Raw genomic sequence first — 23,920 nt, forward strand, 5'->3', positions numbered from 1 at the left:
CTAGGGTGATCGGGTGACACAGTCCGCGACGCCTGCTCCGACTTCGGCCCCCGTCCCCGCGCCGTCGTATCTGCGGTATCCGCATCTGCACGGCGACCTCGTCGCCTTCATCGCCGAGGACGACGTATGGCTCGCCCCTCTCGACGGCGGCCGGGCCTGGCGGGTCAGTGCCGACAACGTGCCGGTCTCCCTGCCGCGCATCTCGCCCGACGGTACGACCGTCGCCTGGACCTCCAGCCGCGACGGCGCCCCCGAGGTGCACATCGCGCCGGTCGACGGCGGCCCCTCCCGGCGCCTCACCCACTGGGGCAGCGGGCAGACCCGGGTGCGCGGCTGGACCCCCGACGGCCAGGTCCTCGCGATCAGCACCCAGGGCCAGGCGGGCAGCCGCCGCACCTGGGCCCACACGGTCCCGCTCGACGGCGGACCGGCCACCACCCTGCCGTACGGGCCCGTCGCCGACGTCGTCCACGGGCCTCGGCTGCTGCTCGCGTCCGCGCCCATGGGGCTGGAGGCGGCCCGGTGGAAGCGCTACCGGGGCGGTACGGCGGGGAAGTTGTGGATCGAGGCCGAGGGCGACGGGGACTTCGTACGGCTGCATGAGGAGCTGGACGGGAACATCGAGTACCCGATGTGGGTGGGAGAGAGGGTCGCTTTTCTCTCCGACCACGAGGGCGTGGGGGCCGTGTACTCCTCCCTCGCCGACGGGTCCGACCTGCGACGGCACACCCCTGATGGGGGCGCCTCCCGCTCGAGCGAAGCCGAGAGTGGGGGAGGCTTCTACGCCCGGCACGCCGCGAGCGACGGCACCCGCGTCGTGTACGCCTCGGCCGGTGAACTGTGGCTCCTGGACGACCTCGACGGCGCCGAGCCGCGCCGGCTCGACATCCGGCTCGGCGGGCAGCGCACCGACCGGCAGACGTACCCGTTGAACGCCGCCCGCGCGTTCGGGGAGGCGGCGCCCGACCACACCGCGCGCGGCAGCGCGGTCTCCGTGCGGGGTGCCGTGCACTGGGTCACCCACCGCTCCGGCCCCGCCCGTGCGCTCGCCGCCGAGCCGGGGGTACGCGCCCGGCTGCCGCGCACCTTCCGCGCGGAGGGCGAGGAGTGGGTGGTGTGGGTGACCGACGCGGAGGGCGACGACGCGCTGGAGTTCGCGCCCGCGACCGGGCTCGCGCCCGGAGCCACCCCGCGCAGGCTCGGCGCCGGGCAGCTGGGCCGCGTCCTGGAACTCGCCATGGCGCCCGACGGGAGCCGGGCCGCGGTCGCCGCGCACGACGGCCGCGTGCTGTTCGTCGAGCGGGAGACCGGCGAGGTGCGCGAGGTGGACCGCAGCGTGGACGGGGACGTCTCCGGGCTGGTCTTCTCGCCCGACTCGGCCTGGCTCGCCTGGTCGCACCCCGGCCCGCGCCCGCTGTCCCAGCTCAAGCTCGCCAACACCACCGACCTGTCGGTGTCCGAGGCGACCCCGCTGCGCTTCCAGGACTACGCGCCGGCCTTCACGCAGGACGGCAAGCACCTGGCGTTCCTGTCGACGCGGGCCTTCGACCCGGTCTACGACGAGCATGTCTTCGACCTCGCGTTCGTGGTCGGCTCCCGCCCGCACCTGATCACCCTCGCCGCGACCACCCCGTCCCCCTTCGGTCCGCAGCGGCACGGCCGCCCCTTCGACGCGCCCGACAAGGACGAGACACCCGACAGCGAGGGCACCCCGTCCACCCGCATCGACCTCGAAGGACTCGCCGACCGGATCGTGCCGTTCCCGGTCGAGGCCGCCCGCTACACCACTCTGCGGACCGCCAAGGACGGCGTGCTGTGGCTGCGGCACCCCGTGCGCGGCGCTCTGGGTGCCTCCCGGGCCACGCCGGACGACCCCGAGCCCAAGACCGAGCTGGAGCGCTACGACCTCGTCCAGCGGCGCGTCGAGCATCTCGCCGACGACGCCGACGACTTCGAGGTCAGCGGCGACGGCAAGCGGGTGCTGCTGTGGACCGACGGACGGCTGAAGGTCGTACCGAGCGACCGGCGGGCCTCCGGCGACGACGACAGCGACACGAACATCACCGTGGACCTGAGCCGGGTACGGCAGACGGTCGACCCGTCGGCCGAATGGCGGCAGATGTTCGAGGAGACCGGCCGCATCATGCGCGACCACTTCTGGCGGCCGGACATGAGCGGGGTGGACTGGTCCGGGGTGCTGGACCGCTACCGCCCGCTGCTCGACCGGGTGGCGACCCACGACGACCTGATGGACCTGCTGTGGGAGGTGCAGGGCGAACTGGGCACCTCGCACGCCTACGTCTCCCCGCGCGGCGGGTACGCCAGCGGGGCCCGGCAGGGACTGCTCGGCGCAGACATCTCCCGCCACGCCGACGGGAGTTGGCGGATCGACCGGATCCTGCCCTCGGAGACCTCCGACCCCGACGCCCGGGCCCCGCTGGCCGCGCCCGGGGTCGCCGTGCGCGCCGGGGACGCGATCGTGGCGGTGGCCGGCGCGCCGGTGGACCGGGTGACCGGGCCGGGCCCGCTGCTCGTCGGCACGGCGGGCAAGGCGGTGGAGCTGACGATCTCGCCGGCCGGGGGCGGAGACGTACGGCATGCGGTCGTGGTCCCGATCGCCGACGAGCAGCCCCTGCGGTACCACGCCTGGGTGGCGGACCGGCGGGGTTACGTCCACGAGAAGTCCGGCGGCCGGCTGGGCTACCTCCATGTGCCGGACATGCAGGCGCCCGGGTGGGCTCAGATCCACCGTGACCTGCGCGTCGAGGTGGCACGCGAAGGGCTCGTCGTGGACGTGCGGGAGAACGGCGGCGGGCACACCTCGCAGCTCGTCGTCGAGAAGCTGGCCCGGCGGATCGTGGGCTGGGAACTGCCGCGCGGGATGCGGCCGTACAGCTATCCCGCGGACGCCCCGCGCGGACCCGTCGTGGCGGTGGCGAACGAGTTCTCCGGCTCCGACGGGGACATCGTGAACGCCGCCATCAAGGCGCTGGGGCTCGGCCCGGTGGTGGGCACGCGGACGTGGGGCGGCGTCATCGGGATCGACAGCCGCTACCGCCTGGTCGACGGCACGCTCATCACCCAGCCGAAGTACGCCATCTGGCTGGAGGGCTACGGCTGGGACGTGGAGAACCACGGCGTCGACCCGGACGTGGAGGTGCTCCAGCGCCCGCAGGACTGGGCGGCGGGGCGGGACGCCCAGCTGGACGAGGCGATCCGGATCGCGCTGGCGGGGCTGGAGGAACGGCCGGCGAAGACACCGCCGGCGCTGCCGAGCTGAGGCGGACCGATGGCTCCGCTGGTCTGAGGCGGGTCGACGGCTCTGCTGGTCTGATGCGGGTCGGCGGCACGTCCGGCTGTTCGCGACGGCGGCGCTCTTCCTCGGCATCGGCAACCAGGCATGGCCGGCCGCCCATCGCGTTGGCGGCCGTGGGCGACGGTGGCGACGAGTGCCGCGTGAAGCAACCCCCGTGACCGGAAACCGATCACCCGAGGCCGACGACGATACGATGCCTCCCGTAAAGACGCGCCCCACTCCCGGAGGGAACCCTCATGGCAGGCGAGCCGCAGGACGACTGTCTGTTCTGCAAGATTGTCGAGGGGCACGTCCCGGCGACGATCGTCCGGGAGACGGAGACGACCGTCGCGTTCCGGGACATCAACCCCCAGGCGCCCACCCACGTCCTGGTCATCCCCAAGGCGCACTACAAGGACGCCGCCGCCCTCGCCACCGCCGAACCGTCTCTCGCCGCGGACATGCTGCGCGAGGCCAAGGCCGTCGCCGACGAGGAAAAGCTGGAGAGCTACCGGATCGTCTTCAACACCGGCGCCGGCGCCGGCCAGACCGTCTGGCACGCGCACGCCCACATCCTCGGCGGCCGCGGCATGCAGTGGCCCCCCGGATAGGTCGCAGCAGCCGTGTCCGTACGTGAATTGGTAGTCCTCGGGACCGCGAGCCAGGTCCCCACCCGGCACCGGAACCACAACGGGTATCTGCTGCGGTGGGACGGACAGGGAATCCTGTTCGATCCCGGCGAGGGCACGCAGCGGCAGATGCTGCGGGCCAAGGTGGCCGCGCACGACCTGAACCGGATCTGCATCACCCACTTCCACGGGGACCACTCGCTGGGACTGGCCGGGGTCATCCAGCGGATCAACCTCGACAAGGTTCCGCATCCCGTCACCGCCCACTACCCGCGTTCCGGGCAGCGCTTCTTCGACCGGCTGCGGTACGCCACCGCCTACCGCGAGACCGTCGACATCGCCGAGGCCCCGATCAGCGAGGACGGCGTCATCGCCGCCACCGGCGGCCACAACCTGGAGACCGCGCGGCTCTCGCACCCCGTCGAGTCGTACGGCTACCGTCTCGTCGAGCCCGACGGCCGCCGCATGCTGCCCGAACGGCTCGCCGCGCACGGCATCAAGGGGCCGGACGTCGGACGGATCCAGCGGGAAGGGGTGCTGGACGGGGTCTCACTCGACGACGTCAGCGAGGTCCGACGCGGGCAGCGGTTCGCCTTCGTCATGGACACACGGCTGTGTGACGGCGTGTACAGCCTCGCCGACGGCTGCGACATGCTCGTCATCGAGTCCACCTTCCTGGACGAGGACGAGCAACTCGCCGTCGAGCACGGTCACCTGACCGCCGGTCAGGCCGCCCGGGTCGCACTCGACTGCGGCGTACGGCATCTCGTGCTCACCCACTTCAGCCAGCGCTACAGCGAGCCGGACGAATTCGAGCGGCAGGCGCGGGCCGCCGGGTTCGAGGGGGAGCTGACCGTCGCGCACGACCTGCTGCGGGTGCCCCTTCCGAAACGGCGGTAGCACAGCCGTACGATGCTTCGATGCCCCTCCCCAAAGCAGAACTGCACCTCCACATCGAAGGCACCCTCGAACCCGAGCTCGCCTTCGAACTGGCCGCACGCAACGGCGTCGAGCTGCCGTACCTGGACACCGACGAGATCCGCAAGGCCTATCAGTTCGAGGACCTCCAGTCCTTTCTGAACCTGTACTACGAGCTCATGGCTGTTCTGCGCACCGAGCGGGACTTCGAGGACCTCGCGAACGCCTACCTCGCCCGCGCCGCCGCGCAGGGCGTGCGGCATGCGGAGATCTTCTTCGACCCGCAGGCGCACACCAAGCGGGGCCTGGAGCTGGGCACGGTCGTCGAGGGGCTGTGGCGGGCGCTGGGGAGCAGCGAGGCGAACCACGGGGTCTCCACCCGGCTGATCATGTGCCTCCTGCGCGACGACTCGGCCGAGTCGGCCATGGACACGCTCCGGGCCGCCGAGCCGTATCTCGACCGGATCACCGGCGTCGGCCTCGACTCGGCCGAGGTCGGCCACCCGCCGGTGAAGTTCCGCGAGGTCTACGAGGCCGCCGCCGCGCTCGGTCTGCGGCGCGTCGCGCACGCGGGCGAGGAAGGCCCGCCCGCCTACATCACCGAGGCCCTCGACGTCCTCGGCGTCGAGCGCGTCGACCACGGGCTGCGGTGCATGGAGGATCCGGCGCTGGTCGAGCGGCTGGTGCGGGAGCGGGTGCCGCTGACGCTGTGTCCGCTGTCGAACGTACGGCTGCGCACCATCGACGTCCTCGCCGACCACCCGCTGCCCGCCATGCTCGACGCCGGGCTGCACTGCACGGTCAACTCCGACGACCCGGCCTACTTCGGCGGGTACGCCGGCGACAACTTCGACGCCGTACGCCAGACCCTCGGCCTCATCGACGAACGGCTCCGGGAGCTCGCCCGCAACTCGTTCCTCGCCTCCTTCCTGGAGGACGACGAGGAGCTGCGGGCGCGCTACCTGGCCGAGGTCGAGGCCTACGAGTTCGGGTAGTCGCCGAGGCTACGTGGCCGCGGTGAGGCGGTCGTGGACTGCGGGGCCGGCCTCGGCGGTGTCCAGGGGGATCTCGACGACTTCGACGACCTCGAAAACCTGGATGCTCTCCACGACCTCGATCGTCCGCCGGCTGCGGCGGCCCAGCGCCACCGCCGTCATCGGTACGGCGACGACCAGCAGCCCGACCGCGAGGACCGCGCCCATGGCCGGGAACCCGGCCTGTGCCGACAGGACGCTCCCGGTCAGCGGGCCCGCCGCCGTGCCCAGCGACGACGCCGAGCCGACGAGGACGGCCCAGCGGCCGCGGGTGTCGAGGGAGGCGGCGAGGCCGATGAGGTACGACAGGACGATCGGGTAGAAGGTGTTCCAGGCGATCTCGCCGGTCGCGAAGGTCGTCAGGTCGGTGGCGGACGCGCTGAGCGCGATGCACGCAGCGATGAGTGCTGTCCCGGCGCCGATGGGCAGTGCCTTGCCGAGGCGGGGGCCGAGCGCGCCGGCCCCGGTCACGCCCAGCAGGCCCGCGCCGAGCCCGACGGCGAACACCGCGCCGACCGTGGTCTCGGTCAACTGCGCCTGCGTCAAACCTATTCGGCCGCTGACACCCCAGAGGGAGTTCTGGGCGAGCGACCAGCACAGCATGCAGGCGGCGAGGGTCAGGCCCTGGCGGCGGTGGGGCAGACCGGAGCCGTCCCAGCCGGGCTGGTGCGACGTGGCCGTGGCGGCCGGGAGCCGGCCCGTCAGCGGCCATACGACGAGCGCGGTGAGCGCGATCGCGGCCAGCGGCTGGCCATGGCCCGGACCGAGGTGCGGCACCGTCAGATAGACGCCGCCCGCGAGGGCGGAGACACCGAGGAGGCCGAGTGTGGTGGCCCGGTGCGGGTCCGGCTGGGCGGCGATGCGGGTGGCGGCGACCGCGGTGGCCGTACCGGATCCGAAGCCGCCGATCAGGACGCCCAGGACGACGGACGGTACGGCGTGCGCGAGCGCTGCCACGCCGTAGCCGAGGACGGCGAGCGTGAGGCCGATGCGGGCGAGCCTGCGTGCGCCGATCCGCTCGACGCGCGAGGCCAGCAGGAAGCCCGCCGACGCCGAACTCAGCAGCAGGGCGCTGCCGACGGCGCCGGCCTGGGTGGGGGACAGCGGAAGACCGGAGTCGAGCCTGCCGACGACCGTCGGCAGAAGATACGGAGCGAGGTACCCGGCCGTGAAAAGGGCGACGAGGGGCCAGGCAGTGGTGCGAGGGGCGAACACGGGCGTTCCCAGGGCATGCGAAAGGAGCGGCTCAAGAGGGGGAGGAGCGCAGGCCGTCGACGGACAGGAACGCGCGGAGAATTTGTATCAAGCACACGGTTCGGAGAAGAAGCGCGGGGGGTGTGATCTGGCGCACGTTGCGTTTGGGGTGGGGAAGGCCGGGTAAACGAGGCCTTTCCGTCCGGCGTTTCGAGGGCGGCGCTAACGCCAGTGCACCGCCCCGCCCGCCGCAGGTGCCGTCGCCTCGATCTTCGCCCTGATCTCCCGCATCACCGCGACGATCCTCTCCTCATGTCCCGCCGACAGCCGTGCCACCGGCACCGAGCAGCTGATCGCGTCCTGGGCGGGGGAGTCGTAGCGCAGGGCGAAGCCGAAGCCGACGATGCCGGGGACGCCCTCCTCGCGGTCGATCGAGTAGCCGCGCGCCCGCACCTCGGCGAGGTCGGCGGCGAGGGAGTCCCGGTTGGTGTGGGTGCGGGCGGTGAGGGGCTCGTACGGGCCCTCGGGGAGGTCGTCGTCCGGGTGCTCGGCGAGCAGTGCCTTGCCCAGCGCTCCCGCGTGCGCGGGGAGCCGTCGCCCGACCCGGCTGATCGTCCGCAGGTACTCGTGCGACTCGCGCGTCGCCAGATACGCCACGTCCCGGCCGTCCAGCCGCGCCATGTGGATCGTCTCGCCCAGCGCCTGGGACGCCTCGTCGAGATACGGGCGTACGGCGCGCACGCGCGGGTCGGAGTCGAGGTAGCTGGTGCCGGTGAGCAGGGCGTGGATGCCGATGCCGTAGAGGGAGCCGGTGACGTCCGTGCGGACCCAGCCGCGGGAGATCAGGGTCTGCAGCAGCGCGTACATGGAGCTGCGCGGCACGTCCAGCGCGTCGGCGAGCTCCTGGAGGCGGGCAGGGCGGTCGCCGCGCGCGGCGAGGAGCTCCAGCAGCTCCACCGTGCGCGCCGCGGACTTCACCTCGCGGACGCCACCTGTCTCTGACATGGGGCGATGGTAATCGGAGCGCCTCGGATCGGCCTTGGCATTGACGGTCGGGGTTCGCGTATCTAACCTCTATTCTCATACGTGGATAACGTCTACATGGGGAGATGGCAAAGGTGAGCCTCGATACCGACACGACCCGGCGGCTGCGGGACGGCATGGCGCACGGCGTGCTGTCGTTCCCCCTCACGAGCTTCCACAGCGACGGCTCGCTGGACCCGGACGGCCTCCGCACCCATGTCGCCGCCCAGGTCGCCACCGAACCCGGCGCGGTCTTCCCCGCCTGCGGCACCGGCGAGTTCTTCTCGCTGGACGAGGACGAGTACCGGCAGGTCGTGTCGATCGCCGTCGAGGAGGCGGGCGGACGGATGCCGGTCGTCGCCGGGGTCGGGTACGGCTGGGCGCAGGCCGCGCGGTTCGCGCGCATCGCCGAGGAGGCCGGCGCCGACGCCCTCCTCGTCCTGCCGCACTACCTCGTCGCCGCCCCGCAGGACGGACTGGTCGCCCAGCTGGAGCGGATCGCCGCCCGCACCCGCCTCCCGCTCATCGCCTACCAGCGCGGCCAAGTCGCCTTCACCGCCGACTCGTTTCGGCGGATCGCCCGCATCCCGAACGTCATCGGCCTCAAGGACGGCCACAGCGACCTCGACCGGCTCCAGCGCCTCACCCTCGCCGCCCCTGAGGGCTTCCTCTTCTTCAACGGGGCCGCCACCGCCGAGATCCAGGCCCGCGCGTACGCCGCCGTCGGCGTCCCGGCCTACTCCTCCGCCGTCCACGCCTTCGCCCCCGAGATCGCGAACGCCTTCTTCGCCGCACTCCGGGCCGGCGAGCACGGCACCGCCGACAAGCTTCTGCGCGACTTCTACGTCCCGCTCGTCGAGCTCCGCGACCGGGTGCCCGGATACGCCGTGTCCCTGGTGAAGGCGGCGGCCCGGCTGCGCGGCCGCCCCGTCGGCCCCGTACGCGCCCCGCTCACCGACCCGTCAGCCGGTGACCTGGCCGACCTGCGCACTCTCCTCGCCACCGGACTCGACCTCGTAGGAGCCGCCCTGTGAACCTCACGATCACCGACGTCCGCCTGACGCCCATCCTGGTCGCCGATCCACCGCTGCTGAACACCCAGGGCGTCCACCAGCCGTACACGGCCCGCCTGATCGTGGAGGTCGTGACGGCCGACGGGATCACGGGGGTCGGCGAGACGTACGGCGACACCAAGTACCTGGAGCTCGCCACACTGTTCGCGCAGAAACTGCTCGGCCGTCAAGTAAGCGATCTCAACGGGCTGTTCGTCGTCGCGGACGAGGTGGCCGTCGACCGGTCCCGGGTGTCCGGACAGGTCGATGTCGGCGGGCTGCGCGGTGTCCAGACCGCCGACAAGCTGCGGCTGTCCGTCGTCTCCGGCTTCGAGGTCGCCTGCCTCGACGCCCTCGGCAAGGCACTCGGGCTGCCCGTGCACACGCTGCTCGGCGGCAAGGTGCGGGACACGGTCGAGTACAGCGCCTACCTCTTCTACAAGTGGGCCGATCATCCGGCCGGCGTCGCGGCCGAGAAGGACGACTGGGGCGCCGCCGTCGACCCGGCCGGGGTGGTCGAGCAGGCGCGGACGTTCACGGAGCGGTACGGGTTCACCTCCTTCAAACTCAAGGGCGGCGTCTTCCCTCCGGACGAGGAGATCGCCGCCGTACGGGCGCTCGCGGAGGCCTTTCCCGGGCACCCCCTGCGCCTCGACCCCAACGGGGCCTGGTCCGTGGAAACCTCGCTGAAGGTGGCACGGGAGCTGGGGGACGTCCTGGAGTACCTGGAGGATCCGACGCTGGGTACCGCCGGGATGGCGGAGGTCGCCGCGCGGAGCGGGGTGCCGCTGGCGACGAACATGTGCGTGACGACGTTCGCGGAGATCAAGGAGGCCTTCACCAAGGACGCCGTGCAGGTCGTGCTCTCCGACCACCACTACTGGGGTGGGCTGCGCAACACCCAGCAACTGGCGGCGATCTGCCGCACCTTCGGCGTCGGGGTGTCCATGCACTCCAACACCCACCTGGGCATCTCCCTGGCCGCGATGACCCACGTGGCGTCGACCGTCCCGAACCTCCACCACGCCTGCGACTCCCACTACCCCTGGCAGTCCGAGGACGTCCTCACCGAGCGCCTCACCTTCGAGGGCGGCAAGGTCGCCGTGTCGGACGCGCCCGGCCTGGGCGTCGAACTGGACCGCGACCGGCTCGCGGAGCTGCACCGGCGGTGGCTGGATGACGACGGCTCGCTGCGGGACCGCGACGACGCGGCCGCCATGCGGGTCGCCGAGCCCGGCTGGGTCACGCCGTCGGTGCCGCGCTGGTAGCGCCTCGCTGACCCCCTCGGTGAGGTCGTTCACCAGCGGCGCGGGAGAAGGCACAGGAGGGGCGCGGAAGGAGCGCGGGAGGGGCGCGGGACGGGACCGGGAGGGGCTCGGGAGGGGCTTGGGCAAGATCGCGGTGGCGTTGTCAGTGGTGTGGTGCAGACTGGCCAGATCAGCACCACGTCAGGGAGCGCACCGTGACCACGCCCACCGCGCCGACCGGAAAGGGAGCCTCGCCCCAGAGGCCGTCGTCCAGAGCAGGGGAGCCGTATCGCCGGGCCCACGTCGACCCCCTCGTCGGTCTGCGCACGGCCGCCGACCCGCCGTGGGACGTGTATCTCACGGGCACGGTCTTCCTCGACATCATCTTCACCGGCCTCGACTCCGCCCCGGTGCGCGGTACGGAGTCCTGGGCGCGCGGGATGGGTTCGAGCCCCGGCGGCGTGGCGAACATGGCCACCGCCCTGGCCCGCCTCGGCCTGAAGACGTCGCTCGCGGCGGCCTTCGGCGACGACCACTACGGCGAGTACTGCTGGGACGCGCTGGAGCACGGCGAGGGCATCGACCTCTCGCCGTCGCGCACGGTGCCGGGCTGGCACTCGCCGGTGACGGTCTCGATGGCGTACGAGGGGGAGCGCACGATGGTCTCCCACGGCCACGAGCCGCCGCCGGAGGAGCCGGCGCCGGACTGCCCGCCCCGTGCGCGGGCCGCCGTGGCCTCCCTGGTGCCGGGCACGCGCGCACCCTGGATCGCGCAGGCCGCGCGCAAGGGTGCCCGGATCTTCGCCGACGTGGGCTGGGACGACACGGGGGAGTGGGACCTGGCGGGGCTGGCCGACCTGGAGCACTGCGAGGCGTTCCTGCCGAACGCGCAGGAGGCCATGCGGTACACCGGCGCCGACTGCCCGCGCGAGGCGGCCCACGCCCTGACCGAGCACGTCCCGGTCGCGGTGGTCACCCTCGGCGCGGAGGGCGCGTACGCGGTGGACAGCGGGACCGGGGAGACGGCCGTCGTCCCCGCGATCGCCGTGGAGGCCCTGGACCCGACCGGCGCCGGTGACGTCTTCGTGGCCGGCTTCGTCGCCGGCACCCTGGCCGACTGGCCGCTGGCCGACCGGCTGGCCTTCGCGGGCCTCACCGCCGCCCTGTCCGTCCAGGAGTTCGGCGGCTCCCTGTCGGCCCCCGGCTGGGCCGAGATCGGCGCCTGGTGGCGCCAGGTCCAGTCCCTCGACCGGCAGGACCCCGAGGCCCTGCGCCGGTACGCGTTCCTGGCGGACCTGGTGCCGCAGGAGCAGGGGAGGCCCTGGCCGCTGCGGCGGGCGGTACCGACGATCGGGTTCCGCCGGTCGGCGTGACGACCCGGACCGACGACGACTCGGACCGACGCCGCCTCCCGCGGGTGGGTCCCTCCAGCGGCCGGGTCAGCTGGGCGTGGCCGGCGTGAGCACCACGAAGTCGGCGTTCGACGGGTCCACGCACACCGCCAGCCGGCCGACGCCCTCCGCGTCCTCCGGTCCCATCTGCACACTGCCGCCGTTCTCAGTGACCTTGGCGACCGCGGCGTCGCAGTCGGTGACGTTGAAGACCGGGTGCCAGTACGGCCGCCCGCCCGCCAGTACGAGGTTCTCCACGGGGAGCTCCATCAGGCCGCCCTGCATGCGCTCCTCGGGCTGCCCGGCCGGGGTGATGAGGGTGTACGCGCCGCCCCCGCCGCCCGGCATCGGCATGTCGCTGAACTGCCAGCCGAAGACACCGCTGTAGAACTCCTTCGCGCCCGCAGCGTCGGTCGTGTACAGCTCCGTCCACGACAGCGAACCCGTCTCGTCCGCCAGCTCGAAGCCCGAGTTCTTCCCCGGCTGCCAGACGGCGAACTGGCCGCCCAGCGGGTCGTCGTACTGCGCCATCCGTCCCCAGTCGTCGAGATCCCGCGGCGGCACCCGCACCGTGCCGCCCGCGCGCTCCACGGCCTGCGTCGTGGCGTCAGCGTCGGTGACGGTGTAGTAGATCATCCAGGCCGAGCGGGCGCCCTCCTCGGTGAGCTTGCCGAGCCCGGCGACGGTCTTGCCGTCCTTCTTGAACATCCCGCCTTCCATGTCGCCGCCGTCGCCCATGGACTCGTACTCCCAGCCGAGCACCGCGCCGTAGAAGGCCGCGGCGGCCCGGACGTCACGGGCGCCGAGGTCGAGCCAGCAGGGGGAGCCGGGCGCGAGGTCAGTGGTGATCATGACGAGTCCCTTCGCAGATCCGCTATGACCTCAGCGTGACACCCGGCACTGACAACCGCCCGTCGTGGCGCGACGGGGTGCCGTGCCCGCCGGCTCTGGTTACGATCCGGCCATGAGGGACGACGAGCCTCACGACCGACAGGGCCTCGCCGCCGTCGCGCACGACTGGGCGGCGGCGATGGTCTCCAACGACCCCGGGCGGATCGCGGACTTCATGGCCGACGACTGGGCCATCGTCTCCGGGTCGGGCATCTCGACCAGGGAGCAGTTTCTGTCGTTCGTCGAGTCCGGCGAGCTGACCCACTCGTCGTTCCGACTCGTCGGCGAGCCCAGGATCCGTATGCACGGCGACTCGGCGGTCGTGACGGCACGCATCACGAACACCGCCCACTACAAGGGTGAGCGCTTCGACGCCGACGAATGGACGACCGACGTCTTCGTACGGCGGGACGACCGATGGCGCTGCGTGCTCAGCCACATCACCCCGGCGGCCCGGACCTGAACTCCCGGGAGACCGAGGGCCACCTGAGACTGCCGGTCCCTGAATCTCAGCCCGCCGTAACCGTCGTACGCACCGCCCCGTCCGGCCCCGCCACCAGCACCGGCGTCTGCGGTCCGCCGAGGTCCCGTACCGCCGCGCGGTCCTCGTCCGAGGCGCCCTCGGCGTCCGTCACGACCGCCGCCGCCTCCAGCGACTTCGCCCCCGACGCCACCGCCATCGCCACCGCCGTGCGCAGCGCGCTCAGCTTCAGGGAGTCCAGGGCGACCGTCCCGGCGACATACGTACGGCCGGTCTCGTCCCGTACGGCCGCACCCTCGGGCACTCCGTTGCGGGCCCGCGCGGAACGGGCCAGGGTGACGATCTTGCGGTCCTCGGGGTCGAGCGCGCTGTTGTCGGTCATGACCTGAGCATACGTAGCGGCGCCCGCGCTAACCGGCCACGGGGTACATGGCCCCGCGCCGCCCCTCCGGGGAGGCCAGCCACTCCAGCTTCGACGCCGTGTTCGCCTCGTCCAGCGGCGTGTGCAGGACGATCGACAGGTCGGGCCGCACCGGCATCTGCATCACGCTCGACTCCATGCACAGCAGCCCGACGAGCGGATGGTCCAGCTCCTTGCGGATCTGCCCGGCGTCCTCGATGTCCCGCCGCTCCCACAGCGCGGTGAACTCCGGGCTGGACGCCTTCGCCTCGGCCAGCACGGACTGGAAGCCCTCGTCGTCGGGAGAGCCCGAGCACACCGCACGGAACTGCGCCACGACCGTACGGGCGTTCTGCTCCCAACTCCTCGAACGCGACCGGTACATCGGGTCCGTGAAGAAGTCGATCAGGCAGTTCCACCGCTTGCCGGGCCGCATCCCGAGCACGTTCGCAGCGGCGTCGTTGTAGAGCACGCCGTTGTAGTACCGGTCCATGATGTGCGCCGGATACGGCATCCACGCGTCGATCAGCCGCCGCAGCCCGTCGCACATGTCCCGCTTCTCGGGCGCCACTTCGGGGGCCGGCGGGTTCAGCCCGGCCAGCAGATACAGATGCCGGCGCTCGGCGTTGCTCAGCCGCAGCACCCGGCCCACCGAGTCCAGCACCTGCGGCGACACGGAGATGTCCCGCCCCTGCTCCAGCCACTGGTACCAGGAGGCGCCCACTCCGGCGAGCACGGCGACCTCCTCGCGCCGCAGCCCCGGCGTACGGCGCCGCGCCCCACCGTCCGGCAGTCCCGCCTCGCCCGGTGTCACCCGGGCCCGCCTGCTCATCAGGAACTCGCGCAGCTCGCGCCGCCGATGACTCTTCAGCGCGCTCCCGGACACGTCGGACACGTGCGGATCCCCCTCATCCCGGTGGCTGGTGGTGCCACCACCAGCACAACTTCCCGCTCCCCACGACTATTCCGGTGCCCGCAGGCTCTTGCCCATGGCGATCGACACCACCAATCCCCCTGCCACTCCCACCCCACCGCTCGGCACCCCCGGTCCCCCGGATGTCGACGCGCGACAAACTCGTCCTGTTCGTCCTGTGCGCCGCCCAGTTCATGGTCGCGCTCGACTTCTCCGTCCTGAACGTCGCCCTCCCCGTCCTCGGCGCCGACCTCGGCATGAGCCCCTCGGCGCTGCAGTGGGCGGTGACGGCGTTCGCGTTGCCGTCCGGCGGATTCCTGCTCCTCTTCGGCCGCATCGGCGACCTGTACGGCCGCCGCAAGCTGTTCCTCACCGGACTCGCCCTGTTCGCCGCGGCCTCGGTGCTCGCGACGTTCGCCTGGGACCCGGCGTCGTTCCTCGCGGGACGCGCCCTGCAGGGCCTCGGCGCCGCGGTCATCGTCCCGACGGGCATGTCCCTGCTGACCACCACCTTCGCCGAGGGCCCCGCCCGGGACCGAGCGCTCGGCATCTCCGGGACGCTGATGTCCCTCGGCTTCACCATCGGCGTGGTCGCGGGCGGCGTCCTGACCGACGCGCTCGGCTGGCGCTCCACGATGGGCCTGCTCGCCGTCTTCGCCCTGGTCGTGCTGCCGCTGGCGCCCGGCCTGCTGCCCGAGTCCCTCCCCCATAGCCTCAAGGGCATGGGTGGTGCCCCCATCCCGGACCGCCCGCACCTGGACGTGCCCGGCGCCATCACCGTCACCGGCGGACTGCTGTCCCTGATCTACGCCCTGACGACGGCTGCCGACGACGGCTTCGCCCGCGCCGACGTCATCGCGACCCTGATCGCGGGCCTCGCGCTCCTGGCGGCCTTCGCGGTCGTCGAGTCCCGCACCGAGTCACCGCTGGTCTCCCTGCCCATGCTGCGCCGCCGCACGGTGGCGTGGGGCAACCTGGGCGGACTGGTCACCTTCTCGATGATGTCGACGGTGGTCTTCGTCCTCACCCTGTACCTGCAGGAAGTGCTCGGTCTGTCGGCCTGGGAGACGGGCCTGGTCTTCGGTGTGCAGGGCGTCATGTCGGTGATCGCCGGGTCGCTCACGCCGAGGTTCATCAGCCGTCTCGGCGCGCGCCGCGTCCTGGTCGCCTCGCTCGCCGGCCAGGGCGCCTTCGGTGTCGCCCTGCTGTTCCTGAACGCGCACGCCTGGTCCGTCTGGCTCGTCACGGCCGCCGTCTCGCTGGCGAGCATGTTCCACCTGGGCGCGATCATCTCCTACGGCCTGACCGTGACCTCCGGCGTCCCCGACGAGGAGCAGGGTCTGGCCACCGGCCTGGTCACCTCGACCCAGCAGGTCGGCATCACGATCGGCATCCCGCTGCTGGGTGTCCTCGCGACGACCTCCGGTGACCTGCTCGCCGGCACCCGTACGGTCCTGGCGCTCGACGCGGCGATCGTCCTGACCGCCGCGGCCCTGATCGCCGTCGGCCTGCGGACCGGGCGCACGGCCGGATCAACAAAGAGCGGCTCGGGGGCGAACGGCTCAGGGGCGGTCGAGGCGGAGCCGGTCGGCTCTCGGTAGGCCCGCCACGACCAGGTCGTACGAGTCCTCGACGAGCTCCCGGACGAAACGGTCCGGGAGCTCGCCGTCGACGGTCACCGTGTTCCAGTGCCGCTTGTTCATGTGATAGCCGGGGACGATGAGCCCCGGATACTCGCCGCGCAGGCGGACCGCGTCCTCCGGGTCGCACTTGAGGTTGACCGTCAGGGGCCGCGCGTCCAGATTCGTCAGGGCGAACAGCTTGCCCAGCACCTTGAAGACCGAGGTCTCCGGATTGAACGGGAAGTCCTCCACGGTCGCGTTGAAGGACAGACAGAACGCACGCAGTCCCTGAGGGTTCACTCCGTCACTCCGTCACTTGGCCTTCGGCTCCTTGCCCAGCGGCCCGATGGGACCCACCGGCTCCACGAGCACGGTCACGATCTTGTTCCGGCGGCCGGCCGCCGCCTCCGCGGTCAGGCGGAGTGCCCGGGCGTCCGGGAGCTCGACCAGGGACGACGCCCCGGCGATCGGGACGCGGCCGAGTGCCTTCGCCAGCAGCCCGCCGACCGTCTCGACGTCCTCGTCGTCGTACTCGTCGAGGCCGTACAGCTCGCCGAGGTCGGTGATGTCCAGGCGGGCGGTGACGCGGTAGCGGTCCCCGCCGAGCTCCTCCACCGGCGGCAGCTCACGGTCGTACTCGTCGGTGATCTCGCCGACGATCTCCTCGAGGATGTCCTCGATGGTGACGATGCCGGCTGTGCCGCCGTACTCGTCGATGACGACGGCGACGTGGTTGCGTTCCTTCTGCATCTCGCGCAGCAGGTCACCGGCGTTCTTGGTGTCCGGTACGAAGACGGCGGGCCGCATCGCCGTCGACACCAGCTCGCTCTCCGCCTCCCGGGAGATGTGCGTCTTGCGGGCCAGGTCCTTCAGATACACGATCCCGACCACGTCGTCCTCGCTCTCCCCGACGACCGGTATGCGCGAGAAACCGGAGCGCAGGGCGAGGGTGAGGGCCTGGCGGATGGTCTTGTAGCGCTCGATCACCACCAGGTCGGTGCGCGGGACCATGACCTCGCGCACGAGTGTGTCGCCCAGCTCGAAGACCGAGTGCACCATGCGGCGCTCGTCGTCCTCGATCAGCGACTCCTTCTCGGCGAGGTCGACCAGCGCCCGCAGCTCCGCCTCGGAGGCGAACGGGCCGCGGCGGAAGCCCTTGCCGGGCGTGAGCGCGTTGCCGATGAGGATCAGCAGAGAGGGGATCGGCCCCATGATCCGCGCGAGCGGCAGCAGCACGTACGCCGCCGCCGTCGCCGTGTTCAGCGGGTGCTGGCGGCCGATGGTGCGCGGGGAGACACCGACGGCGACGTACGACACCAGCACCATGACCGCTATCGCGACCAGCAGCGCCTCGGTGGTGCTGTCGAACTCCTGCAGGCAGGCGTATGTGACGAGCGCGGCGGCGGCCATCTCGCAGGCCACACGCACCAGCAGCGACACGTTCAGATAGCGGGTCGGGTCGGCCGCGACGAGCGCCAGCTTCTCGCTGCCGCGGCGCCCGCTGCGTACGGCCTCCTCGGCGCGGAAGCTGGAGACGCGCGCGATGCCCGCCTCGGCGCAGGCGGCGAGCCAGGCGACGATCACCAGGGCGATCGCGCCGGAGACGAGGGGGAGGCTCATGACACGGTCGGGGCAGGGGAGGGGCCGGTCAGGCCCTTCTCCGTACGCCAGCCGTCCACGATGGCGGCCTGCAGGCCGAACATCTCGGCCTTCTCGTCGGGCTCCTCGTGGTCGTACCCGAGCAGATGCAGCACGCCATGGACGGTGAGCAGGTGGAGCTCCTCGTCCATGGAGTGCTGCGTGGGCGCCTCGGCCCCCTGCTTCGCGGCGACTTCGGGGCACAGCACGATGTCACCGAGGAGCCCCTGCGGAGGCTCGTCGTCGTCCTTCGAAGGCGGCCGCAGCTCGTCCATCGGAAAGGACATGACATCCGTCGGACCCGGCAGGTCCATCCACTGGATATGAAGCTGCTCCATGGCGTCGGCGTCCACGACGATCACCGAGAGCTCGGAGAGCGGGTGGATGCGCATCCGCGCGAGTGCGTAGCGGGCGATGTCGAGGATCGCCTGCTCGTCGACCTCGGTTCCGGACTCGTTGTTGACGTCGATCGACATGGTCGCGCGTGTTCTCTACTTCCCCTTGTGCCCGGCCTTGCCGCCGCGGCCCTTGTGCGTGCCGTTCTGGGTGCCGTGCGTGTTGTCGAACTTCTCGTACGCGTCGACGATACGGCCGACCAGCTTGTGCCGGACGACATCGTGGGACGACAGCCGTGAGAAGTGCACGTCGTCGACGCCGTCCAGGATGTCCTGCACCTGCCGCAGACCGGACTTGGTGCCGTCCGGGAGGTCGACCTGGGTGACGTCACCGGTGATGACTATCTTCGATTCGAAGCCCAGGCGGGTGAGGAACATCTTCATCTGCTCGGGCGAGGTGTTCTGGGCCTCGTCGAGGATGATGAAGGCGTCGTTGAGCGTACGGCCGCGCATGTACGCGAGCGGTGCGACCTCGATGGTCCCGGCGGCCATGAGCCGGGGGATCGAGTCGGGGTCCAGCATGTCGTGCAGCGCGTCGTACAGCGGACGCAGGTACGGGTCGATCTTCTCGTACAGGGTGCCCGGCAGGAAGCCGAGCCGCTCGCCCGCCTCGACCGCCGGCCGGGTCAGGATGATGCGGTTGACCTGCTTGGACTGCAGGGCCTGCACCGCCTTCGCCATGGCGAGGTAGGTCTTGCCGGTACCGGCGGGGCCGATGCCGAAGACGATCGTGTGCTTGTCGATCGCGTCGACGTACCGCTTCTGGTTGAGGGTCTTGGGGCGGATCGTGCGGCCGCGCGAGGAGAGGATGTTCTGGGTGAGGACCTCGGCCGGGGTCTCCTCCGGGCCCTCGCCGTTCTCACTCGCTCTGAGCATGGCGATCGAGCGTTCCACTGCGTCCTCCGTCATCGGCTGTCCGGTGCGGAGCACCAGCATCATCTCGTCGAACAGGCGCTGGATGAGGGCGACTTCAGCGGCATCGCCGACCGCGCTGATCTCATTGCCCCGGACGTGGATGTCGGTCGCCGGGAAGGCCTTCTCGATCACGCGCAGCAGGGAGTCGCCGGACCCCAGCACGGTCACCATGGGGTGCTGGGCGGGGACGGTGAACTGTGCTCTCGCCTGCCCCTGCGCGGGTGTGTGAGCTGTGGGTGTCTGAGTCATGGGCCGGCTCGTAGGCCTTGCTCGTCCTCCTCGAAACGACTCGCCCGCCACATGGGCGGCCTGGCGATTTCCAGAGTACGCCGGGGGACTGACAAGGCCGTAGGCCTTTTCCCCATGGTCCCCATCCGTGCACATCGGGTACGCCCGCTGTCACCCCGGGTCGGGTTTCTCGCCCCGCAAGTGAGCCCTCGGGCTCAGAAGCCCAGCTTCCGCAGCTGCCGCGGGTCCCGCTGCCAGTCCTTCGCGACCTTGACGTGCAGGTCCAGGAAGACCGGCGTCCCCAGCAGCGCCTCGATGTGCTTGCGGGACTTGATGCCGACCTCCTTCAGGCGCTTGCCCTTGGGGCCGATGATGATGCCCTTCTGGCTGGGGCGCTCGATGTAGACGAAGGCGTGGATGTCGAGGAGGGGCTTGTCGGCGGGGCGGTCCTCGCGGGGGAGCATCTCCTCCACCACGACCGCGATGGAGTGGGGCAGCTCGTCCCGGACACCCTCCAGTGCGGCCTCGCGGATCAGTTCCGCGATCATGACCTGCTCGGGCTCGTCGGTGAGGTCGCCCTCGGGGTACAGCGCCGGCCCCTCCGGAAGGAGCGGGACGATCAGGTCGGCCAGCAGGCCCACCTGATCGTCACCGACCGCGGAGACGGGGACGATCTCGGCCCACTCGAAGCCCAGCTCCTTGCCGAGCTGGTCGATCGCGATGAGCTGTTCGGCCAGCGTCTTGCTGTCCACGAGGTCGGTCTTCGTGACGATCGCGATCTTCGGCGTCTTCTTGATCGACGCCAGCTCCTTCGCGATGAAACGGTCACCGGGGCCGAGCTTCTCGTTCGCCGGCAGACAGAAGCCGATCACGTCGACCTCGGCCCAGGTCGTACGGACGATGTCGTTCAGGCGCTCGCCGAGCAGGGTGCGCGGCTTGTGCAGTCCAGGGGTGTCGACCAGGATCAGCTGGGCGTCCTCCCGGTGCACGATCCCGCGTACCGTGTGCCGCGTCGTCTGGGGCTGGTTGGCGGTGATCGCCACCTTCTGGCCGACCAGAGCGTTCGTAAGGGTGGACTTGCCCGCGTTGGGGCGGCCCACGAAGCAGGCGAAGCCGGCGCGGTGGGGTGCCCCCGACGATGCGGACGGCTCGGATGACTGGCTGCGAACGCTCATGGCGCCCATTCTCCCTGATCCACAGACCCTCGCCGCACAACAGACCGACCGCCGGCTGTCCGGTGAGCTTCCGGAAACCCCCGCGCAACGAAACGTCGCGGAAACACGGCCGTGCACGACCGGAAACGCACAGCGGTGAACCTCTGACGAGCCCCCGCACCGTTGGAGACGACCGTGACCCTCGCCGCCGCAAGCGTCGACACCGGCGACACCGCCTGGCTGCTCGCCGCCACCGCCCTCGTCCTGCTGATGACCCCGGGCCTGGCCCTCTTCTACGGCGGCATGGTCCGCACGAAGAGCGTCCTGAACATGCTGATGATGAGCTTCGTGTCCATCGCCCTGGTCACCGTCGTGTGGCTGGCCTGCGGCTACTCCCTCGCCTTCGGGGAGGACACGCTCGGCGGACTCATCGGCGGGCTCGACCACGCCGGTATGGCCGGGCTCGGACCGGACAGCGTCCAGGGGACCGTCCCCACCCTCCTCTTCGCCACCTTCCAGCTGACCTTCGCGATCATCACGGCCGCGCTGATCAGCGGCGCGATCGCGGACCGGGCGAAGTTCGGGGCCTGGGTCGTGTTCGTGCCGGTGTGGGCGCTGCTCGTATACGTTCCCGTCGCCCACTGGACCTGGGGTCCCGGCGGCTGGATCCTCGACCGTCTCGGCGCCCTCGACTTCGCCGGCGGACTCCCCGTCGAGATCACCTCCGGCGCCTCCGGGCTCGCCCTGGCCCTGGTGCTCGGCCCGCGGCTCGGGTTCAAGAAGGACGCCATGCGGCCGCACAACCTGCCGATGGTCGTGATCGGCGCCGGTCTCCTCTGGTTCGGCTGGTTCGGGTTCAACGCCGGCTCCGCCCTCGGCGCCAACGGCCTCGCGGCCGCCGCTTTCCTCAACACCCTCGCCGCCGGCTGCACCGGCCTGCTCGGCTGGCTCCTCGTGGAGCACAGGCGCGACGGTCACCCGACGACGCTGGGCGCGGCCTCCGGCGCGGTCGCCGGTCTGGTGGCCATCACGCCCTCCTGCGGCTCGGTCTCGCTGCTCGGCGCGCTCGTCATCGGCCTCGCCGCCGGTGTCGTCTGCTCGTACGCCGTCGGCTGGAAGTTCACATTCAACTACGACGACTCCCTGGACGTCGTCGGCGTCCACCTCGTCGGCGGTGTCATCGGCACTCTGCTGATCGGCGTCTTCGCGACGGCCACGATGACCGGTGGGGCCGAGGGTCTCCTCTACGGCGGTGGACTGGCCCAGCTCGGCAAGCAGACGGTGGCGATCGTGGCCGTGGGCGCGTACGCCTTCCTCGTCACGTACGGCATCGCCAAGCTGATCGACAAGGTGATGGGTTTCCGGGCGAGCGAGGAGCAGGAGCACACCGGCCTGGACCTTACGGTGCACGCCGAGACCGCCTACGATCACGGGGTCCTGGGGCACGGCGCCCCGGTCACGGCGTCCCTCGCCTCGTCCGTCTCCTCCTCCCCCTCCGCCGCGCAGAAGGTCAAGAAGCAGGCATGAAGCTGATCACCGCGATCGTCAAGCCGTACCGGCTCGACGAGGTCAAGACCGCCCTCCAGGAGCTCGGCGTGCACGGTCTGACCGTGACCGAGGCGAGCGGGTACGGCCGGCAGCGCGGCCACACCGAGGTGTACCGGGGCGCGGAGTACCAGGTCGACCTGGTGCCGAAGGTCCGCATCGAGGTCGTCGTGGAGGACGCGCTGTCCGAGGACGTCATCGACGCCATCGTGAAGGCCGCGCACACCGGCAAGATCGGCGACGGCAAGGTCTGGGCGCTGCCGGTCCAGACGGTCGTACGGGTACGGACGGGCGAGCGCGGCCCCGACGCGCTGTGAAGCCGTAACAGCGCCGGGACCGCGCCCCTTTCAGAACGTCAGAGCCTTCAGTGCGTCACGCGGCTCAGTCGAAGACGAACGGGCCCGGCGACTGCGGTCCGGTCGCCGTGCAGGTGATGGTGATGCCGAAGACGGTCATGGTCAGCGAGCCGCCGAAGGCCTCGAGGCTGTCCCCGGAGGCGACGGTGCCGCTGAGCGGGCCGACCTGGACGGGGTCACCGGCGGCCATCGCCGGGTTCTCCGTGCCGGTGAAGGCGGTGGTGCCGCCGCTCGCCTTCACCAGGGTGAGCGTCGAGGAGATGGAGTCCTCCCCGAGCGCGATCGGCGCGGTGATCGCGGAGGAGTTGACGGTGATGGTGGCGGCGGTGCCGTCCTGCGTCGCCGTGAGGGTGGCCTCGCCACCGCCGAAGCTGCCGCAGTCGGCGGTGATCGTCGCCGAGCCGGGGGCGACGGCGAGGGCGGCGGGTGCGAAGGCCAGCCCGGTGACCGCGAGGGTCCCGGCCACCAGCGCGGCACCTGCTCCAATGCGCATGCGTCTCATGGGGATTCAGTCCCTTTCAAGGGTGGGGGAGTTCCTTGGGTGGGGGTGGGGGAACTGTTCGGCAGGTGGATGCGGACACACTGCGTGAAGAGCTGAATCTGACGGTCCGTCGGAACCGCCGTTTCCATTGATGCGCGTGGGGCGAGGGTCGGCAAGGGTGATTTCCGGCCTCCATTACCGGAAGGTCAGCTACCGGATCAGGCCTTGCTGGGTGACATGTCCTGGAGGCCCACCACACGCAGGAGTTGCAGGCGCTCGTAAGCATCGGTCCCGGGCCGGGCCGAGTGAACGACCAGCAAGTGGTGGTGTTCGTGGCTGACCATGACCTCGCAGTCCAGTTCCAGGAGGCCGACCACGGGGTGCAGGAAACGCTTGGTGGCACGGTTGCGCTGCGACACCTCGTGTTCATCCCACAGCCGGGCGAACTCCTCGCTGGACGCCCGGAGTTCGGCGACCAGCGCGGCCGGTTCCGGGTCGTCGGGGCGGGCCGCGGCCACCGCGCGCAGGGTGGCCACATGGGCGCGCGAGTGGCCCGCGCGGTCCTCCTCCGGGAAGAGCGAGCGCGCGGCCGGGTCCAGGAAGTAGAGCCGGGCGAGATTGCGCTGGCGCCGCGGCCGGGACATCACATCACCGACCAGCGCCCGGGCCATCGCGTTCTGCGCGAGCACCTCGCCGCAGTCGTTCACCACCTGGGCCGGGGTGTCGTGCAGCCGGTCCAGGATCAGCAGCAGCCCGGGCCGGACATGCGCCGACGTCGTCTCACGGCGCGGGGGCTCCTCGCCGGCCAGGTGGAACAGGTGGTCGCTCTCGACGGCGGTCAGGCGCAGCGCGCGGGCCAGCGCCGTCAGCATCTGGCGGGACGGGCGCGGGCCACGGGACTGTTCCAGCCGGGTGTAGTAGTCCACCGACATCCCCGCCAGCTGCGCCACCTCCTCGCGGCGCAGGCCCGGTGTGCGGCGCCGGGTGCCCGGGGTCAGACCCACGTCCGACGGGGTCAGCCGGGCGCGGCCACGGCGCAGGAAGTCGGCGAGTTCGGCTCGGTTCACCTCTCCAGCCTGCGGTAGTCCGGCCGGCTTATCCAGGGACTGCCGATCCCC

At 71.4% G+C, this 23,920-nt stretch carries 23 protein-coding genes; 11 read left to right on the forward strand and 12 right to left on the reverse strand.

Annotation, left to right across the window (positions count from 1 at the left end; genetic code table 11):
* Positions 1-13: 13 nt before the first annotated feature.
* The 4 genes from OHO27_RS27950 to OHO27_RS27965 all read left to right on the forward strand — a co-directional run bounded on the left by OHO27_RS27950 (position 14) and on the right by OHO27_RS27965 (position 5,837).
* On the forward strand, positions 14-3,280 hold the full coding sequence (locus OHO27_RS27950; RefSeq protein WP_328427715.1) for a S41 family peptidase: 3,267 nt from the start codon (positions 14-16) through the stop codon (positions 3,278-3,280).
* 272 nt (positions 3,281-3,552) lie between these two features.
* Positions 3,553-3,906 carry a histidine triad nucleotide-binding protein gene (locus OHO27_RS27955; protein WP_328427716.1) on the forward strand — a complete coding sequence of 118 codons (354 nt, stop codon included), beginning with the start codon at positions 3,553-3,555 and terminating at the stop codon, positions 3,904-3,906.
* Between the two features lie 12 nt (positions 3,907-3,918).
* The gene (locus OHO27_RS27960; protein ID WP_328427717.1) at positions 3,919-4,824 is read left to right on the forward strand and encodes a ribonuclease Z; all 906 of its coding nucleotides are present in this window, start codon (positions 3,919-3,921) and stop codon (positions 4,822-4,824) included.
* Between the two features lie 20 nt (positions 4,825-4,844).
* Positions 4,845-5,837 carry an adenosine deaminase gene (locus tag OHO27_RS27965; RefSeq protein WP_328427718.1) on the forward strand — a complete coding sequence of 331 codons (993 nt, stop codon included), beginning with the start codon at positions 4,845-4,847 and terminating at the stop codon, positions 5,835-5,837.
* Positions 5,838-5,846: 9 nt separating this feature from the next.
* On the opposite strand, the gene OHO27_RS27970 is transcribed toward OHO27_RS27965, so the two are convergent.
* On the reverse strand, positions 5,847-7,091 hold the full coding sequence (locus OHO27_RS27970; protein ID WP_328427719.1) for an MFS transporter: 1,245 nt from the start codon (positions 7,089-7,091) through the stop codon (positions 5,847-5,849).
* A 201-nt stretch (positions 7,092-7,292) separates the two neighbouring features.
* On the reverse strand, positions 7,293-8,075 hold the full coding sequence (locus tag OHO27_RS27975) for an IclR family transcriptional regulator (protein ID WP_328427720.1): 783 nt from the start codon (positions 8,073-8,075) through the stop codon (positions 7,293-7,295).
* Between the two features lie 113 nt (positions 8,076-8,188).
* On the opposite strand from OHO27_RS27975, the gene OHO27_RS27980 reads away from it, so the two are divergent.
* The 3 genes from OHO27_RS27980 to OHO27_RS27990 all read left to right on the forward strand — a co-directional run bounded on the left by OHO27_RS27980 (position 8,189) and on the right by OHO27_RS27990 (position 11,765).
* On the forward strand, positions 8,189-9,127 hold the full coding sequence (locus OHO27_RS27980; RefSeq protein ID WP_443059615.1) for a 5-dehydro-4-deoxyglucarate dehydratase: 939 nt from the start codon (positions 8,189-8,191) through the stop codon (positions 9,125-9,127).
* Positions 9,124-10,413, forward strand: a complete 1,290-nt coding sequence (locus OHO27_RS27985) for a glucarate dehydratase family protein (protein WP_328427722.1) — start codon at positions 9,124-9,126, stop codon at positions 10,411-10,413. The genes OHO27_RS27980 and OHO27_RS27985 overlap by 4 nt, the downstream gene beginning before the upstream one ends.
* 194 nt (positions 10,414-10,607) lie before the next feature.
* Complete coding sequence (locus OHO27_RS27990; protein ID WP_443059616.1) at positions 10,608-11,765, forward strand: carbohydrate kinase family protein; 1,158 nt, start codon at positions 10,608-10,610, stop codon at positions 11,763-11,765.
* A gap of 66 nt (positions 11,766-11,831) precedes the next feature.
* On the opposite strand, the gene OHO27_RS27995 is transcribed toward OHO27_RS27990, so the two are convergent.
* Positions 11,832-12,635 carry a VOC family protein gene (locus tag OHO27_RS27995; RefSeq protein ID WP_328427723.1) on the reverse strand — a complete coding sequence of 268 codons (804 nt, stop codon included), beginning with the start codon at positions 12,633-12,635 and terminating at the stop codon, positions 11,832-11,834.
* Between the two features lie 112 nt (positions 12,636-12,747).
* Between OHO27_RS27995 and OHO27_RS28000 the strand changes: the two genes are divergently transcribed.
* Positions 12,748-13,137 carry a nuclear transport factor 2 family protein gene (locus OHO27_RS28000; protein ID WP_328427724.1) on the forward strand — a complete coding sequence of 130 codons (390 nt, stop codon included), beginning with the start codon at positions 12,748-12,750 and terminating at the stop codon, positions 13,135-13,137.
* 46 nt (positions 13,138-13,183) lie between these two features.
* On the opposite strand, the gene OHO27_RS28005 is transcribed toward OHO27_RS28000, so the two are convergent.
* A complete protein-coding gene (locus OHO27_RS28005; protein ID WP_328427725.1) occupies positions 13,184-13,537 on the reverse strand; it encodes a cytidine deaminase in 354 nt (117 codons plus the stop codon).
* Positions 13,538-13,565: 28 nt separating this feature from the next.
* The gene (locus OHO27_RS28010; RefSeq protein ID WP_328430580.1) at positions 13,566-14,387 is read right to left on the reverse strand and encodes a helix-turn-helix transcriptional regulator; all 822 of its coding nucleotides are present in this window, start codon (positions 14,385-14,387) and stop codon (positions 13,566-13,568) included.
* Positions 14,388-14,611: 224 nt separating this feature from the next.
* Between OHO27_RS28010 and OHO27_RS28015 the strand changes: the two genes are divergently transcribed.
* Positions 14,612-16,069: an MFS transporter gene (locus tag OHO27_RS28015; protein WP_443059617.1), complete on the forward strand. Its 1,458-nt coding sequence runs from the start codon at positions 14,612-14,614 to the stop codon at positions 16,067-16,069.
* On the opposite strand, the gene OHO27_RS28020 is transcribed toward OHO27_RS28015, so the two are convergent.
* The 5 genes from OHO27_RS28020 to era all read right to left on the reverse strand — a co-directional run bounded on the left by OHO27_RS28020 (position 16,031) and on the right by era (position 20,450).
* On the reverse strand, positions 16,031-16,390 hold the full coding sequence (locus OHO27_RS28020; protein WP_328427726.1) for an MmcQ/YjbR family DNA-binding protein: 360 nt from the start codon (positions 16,388-16,390) through the stop codon (positions 16,031-16,033). The two genes, OHO27_RS28015 and OHO27_RS28020, sit on opposite strands and share 39 nt — an antisense overlap.
* 12 nt (positions 16,391-16,402) lie before the next feature.
* Positions 16,403-17,710: a hemolysin family protein gene (locus OHO27_RS28025; RefSeq protein WP_328427727.1), complete on the reverse strand. Its 1,308-nt coding sequence runs from the start codon at positions 17,708-17,710 to the stop codon at positions 16,403-16,405.
* Positions 17,707-18,204 carry an rRNA maturation RNase YbeY gene (ybeY, locus tag OHO27_RS28030; RefSeq protein ID WP_328427728.1) on the reverse strand — a complete coding sequence of 166 codons (498 nt, stop codon included), beginning with the start codon at positions 18,202-18,204 and terminating at the stop codon, positions 17,707-17,709. Before ybeY ends, OHO27_RS28025 begins: the two co-directional genes overlap by 4 nt.
* A gap of 15 nt (positions 18,205-18,219) precedes the next feature.
* Positions 18,220-19,287: a PhoH family protein gene (locus OHO27_RS28035; protein ID WP_328427729.1), complete on the reverse strand. Its 1,068-nt coding sequence runs from the start codon at positions 19,285-19,287 to the stop codon at positions 18,220-18,222.
* 194 nt (positions 19,288-19,481) lie between these two features.
* Positions 19,482-20,450: a GTPase Era gene (era, locus tag OHO27_RS28040; protein WP_328427730.1), complete on the reverse strand. Its 969-nt coding sequence runs from the start codon at positions 20,448-20,450 to the stop codon at positions 19,482-19,484.
* 165 nt (positions 20,451-20,615) lie between these two features.
* Here era and OHO27_RS28045 point away from each other — a divergent pair, with 165 nt between their 5' ends.
* Positions 20,616-21,947: an ammonium transporter gene (locus tag OHO27_RS28045; RefSeq protein WP_328427731.1), complete on the forward strand. Its 1,332-nt coding sequence runs from the start codon at positions 20,616-20,618 to the stop codon at positions 21,945-21,947.
* Positions 21,944-22,282, forward strand: a complete 339-nt coding sequence (locus OHO27_RS28050; RefSeq protein WP_328427732.1) for a P-II family nitrogen regulator — start codon at positions 21,944-21,946, stop codon at positions 22,280-22,282. Before OHO27_RS28045 ends, OHO27_RS28050 begins: the two co-directional genes overlap by 4 nt.
* Positions 22,283-22,346: 64 nt before the next feature.
* Here OHO27_RS28050 and OHO27_RS28055 read toward each other — a convergent pair whose 3' ends face one another.
* Positions 22,347-22,823: a hypothetical protein gene (locus OHO27_RS28055; RefSeq protein WP_328427733.1), complete on the reverse strand. Its 477-nt coding sequence runs from the start codon at positions 22,821-22,823 to the stop codon at positions 22,347-22,349.
* 197 nt (positions 22,824-23,020) lie between these two features.
* Positions 23,021-23,869: a helix-turn-helix transcriptional regulator gene (locus OHO27_RS28060; RefSeq protein WP_328427734.1), complete on the reverse strand. Its 849-nt coding sequence runs from the start codon at positions 23,867-23,869 to the stop codon at positions 23,021-23,023.
* Positions 23,870-23,920 lie beyond the last annotated feature (51 nt).

This window comes from Streptomyces sp. NBC_00443 (assembly GCF_036014175.1).
Taxonomy (GTDB): Bacteria; Actinomycetota; Actinomycetes; order Streptomycetales; family Streptomycetaceae; genus Streptomyces.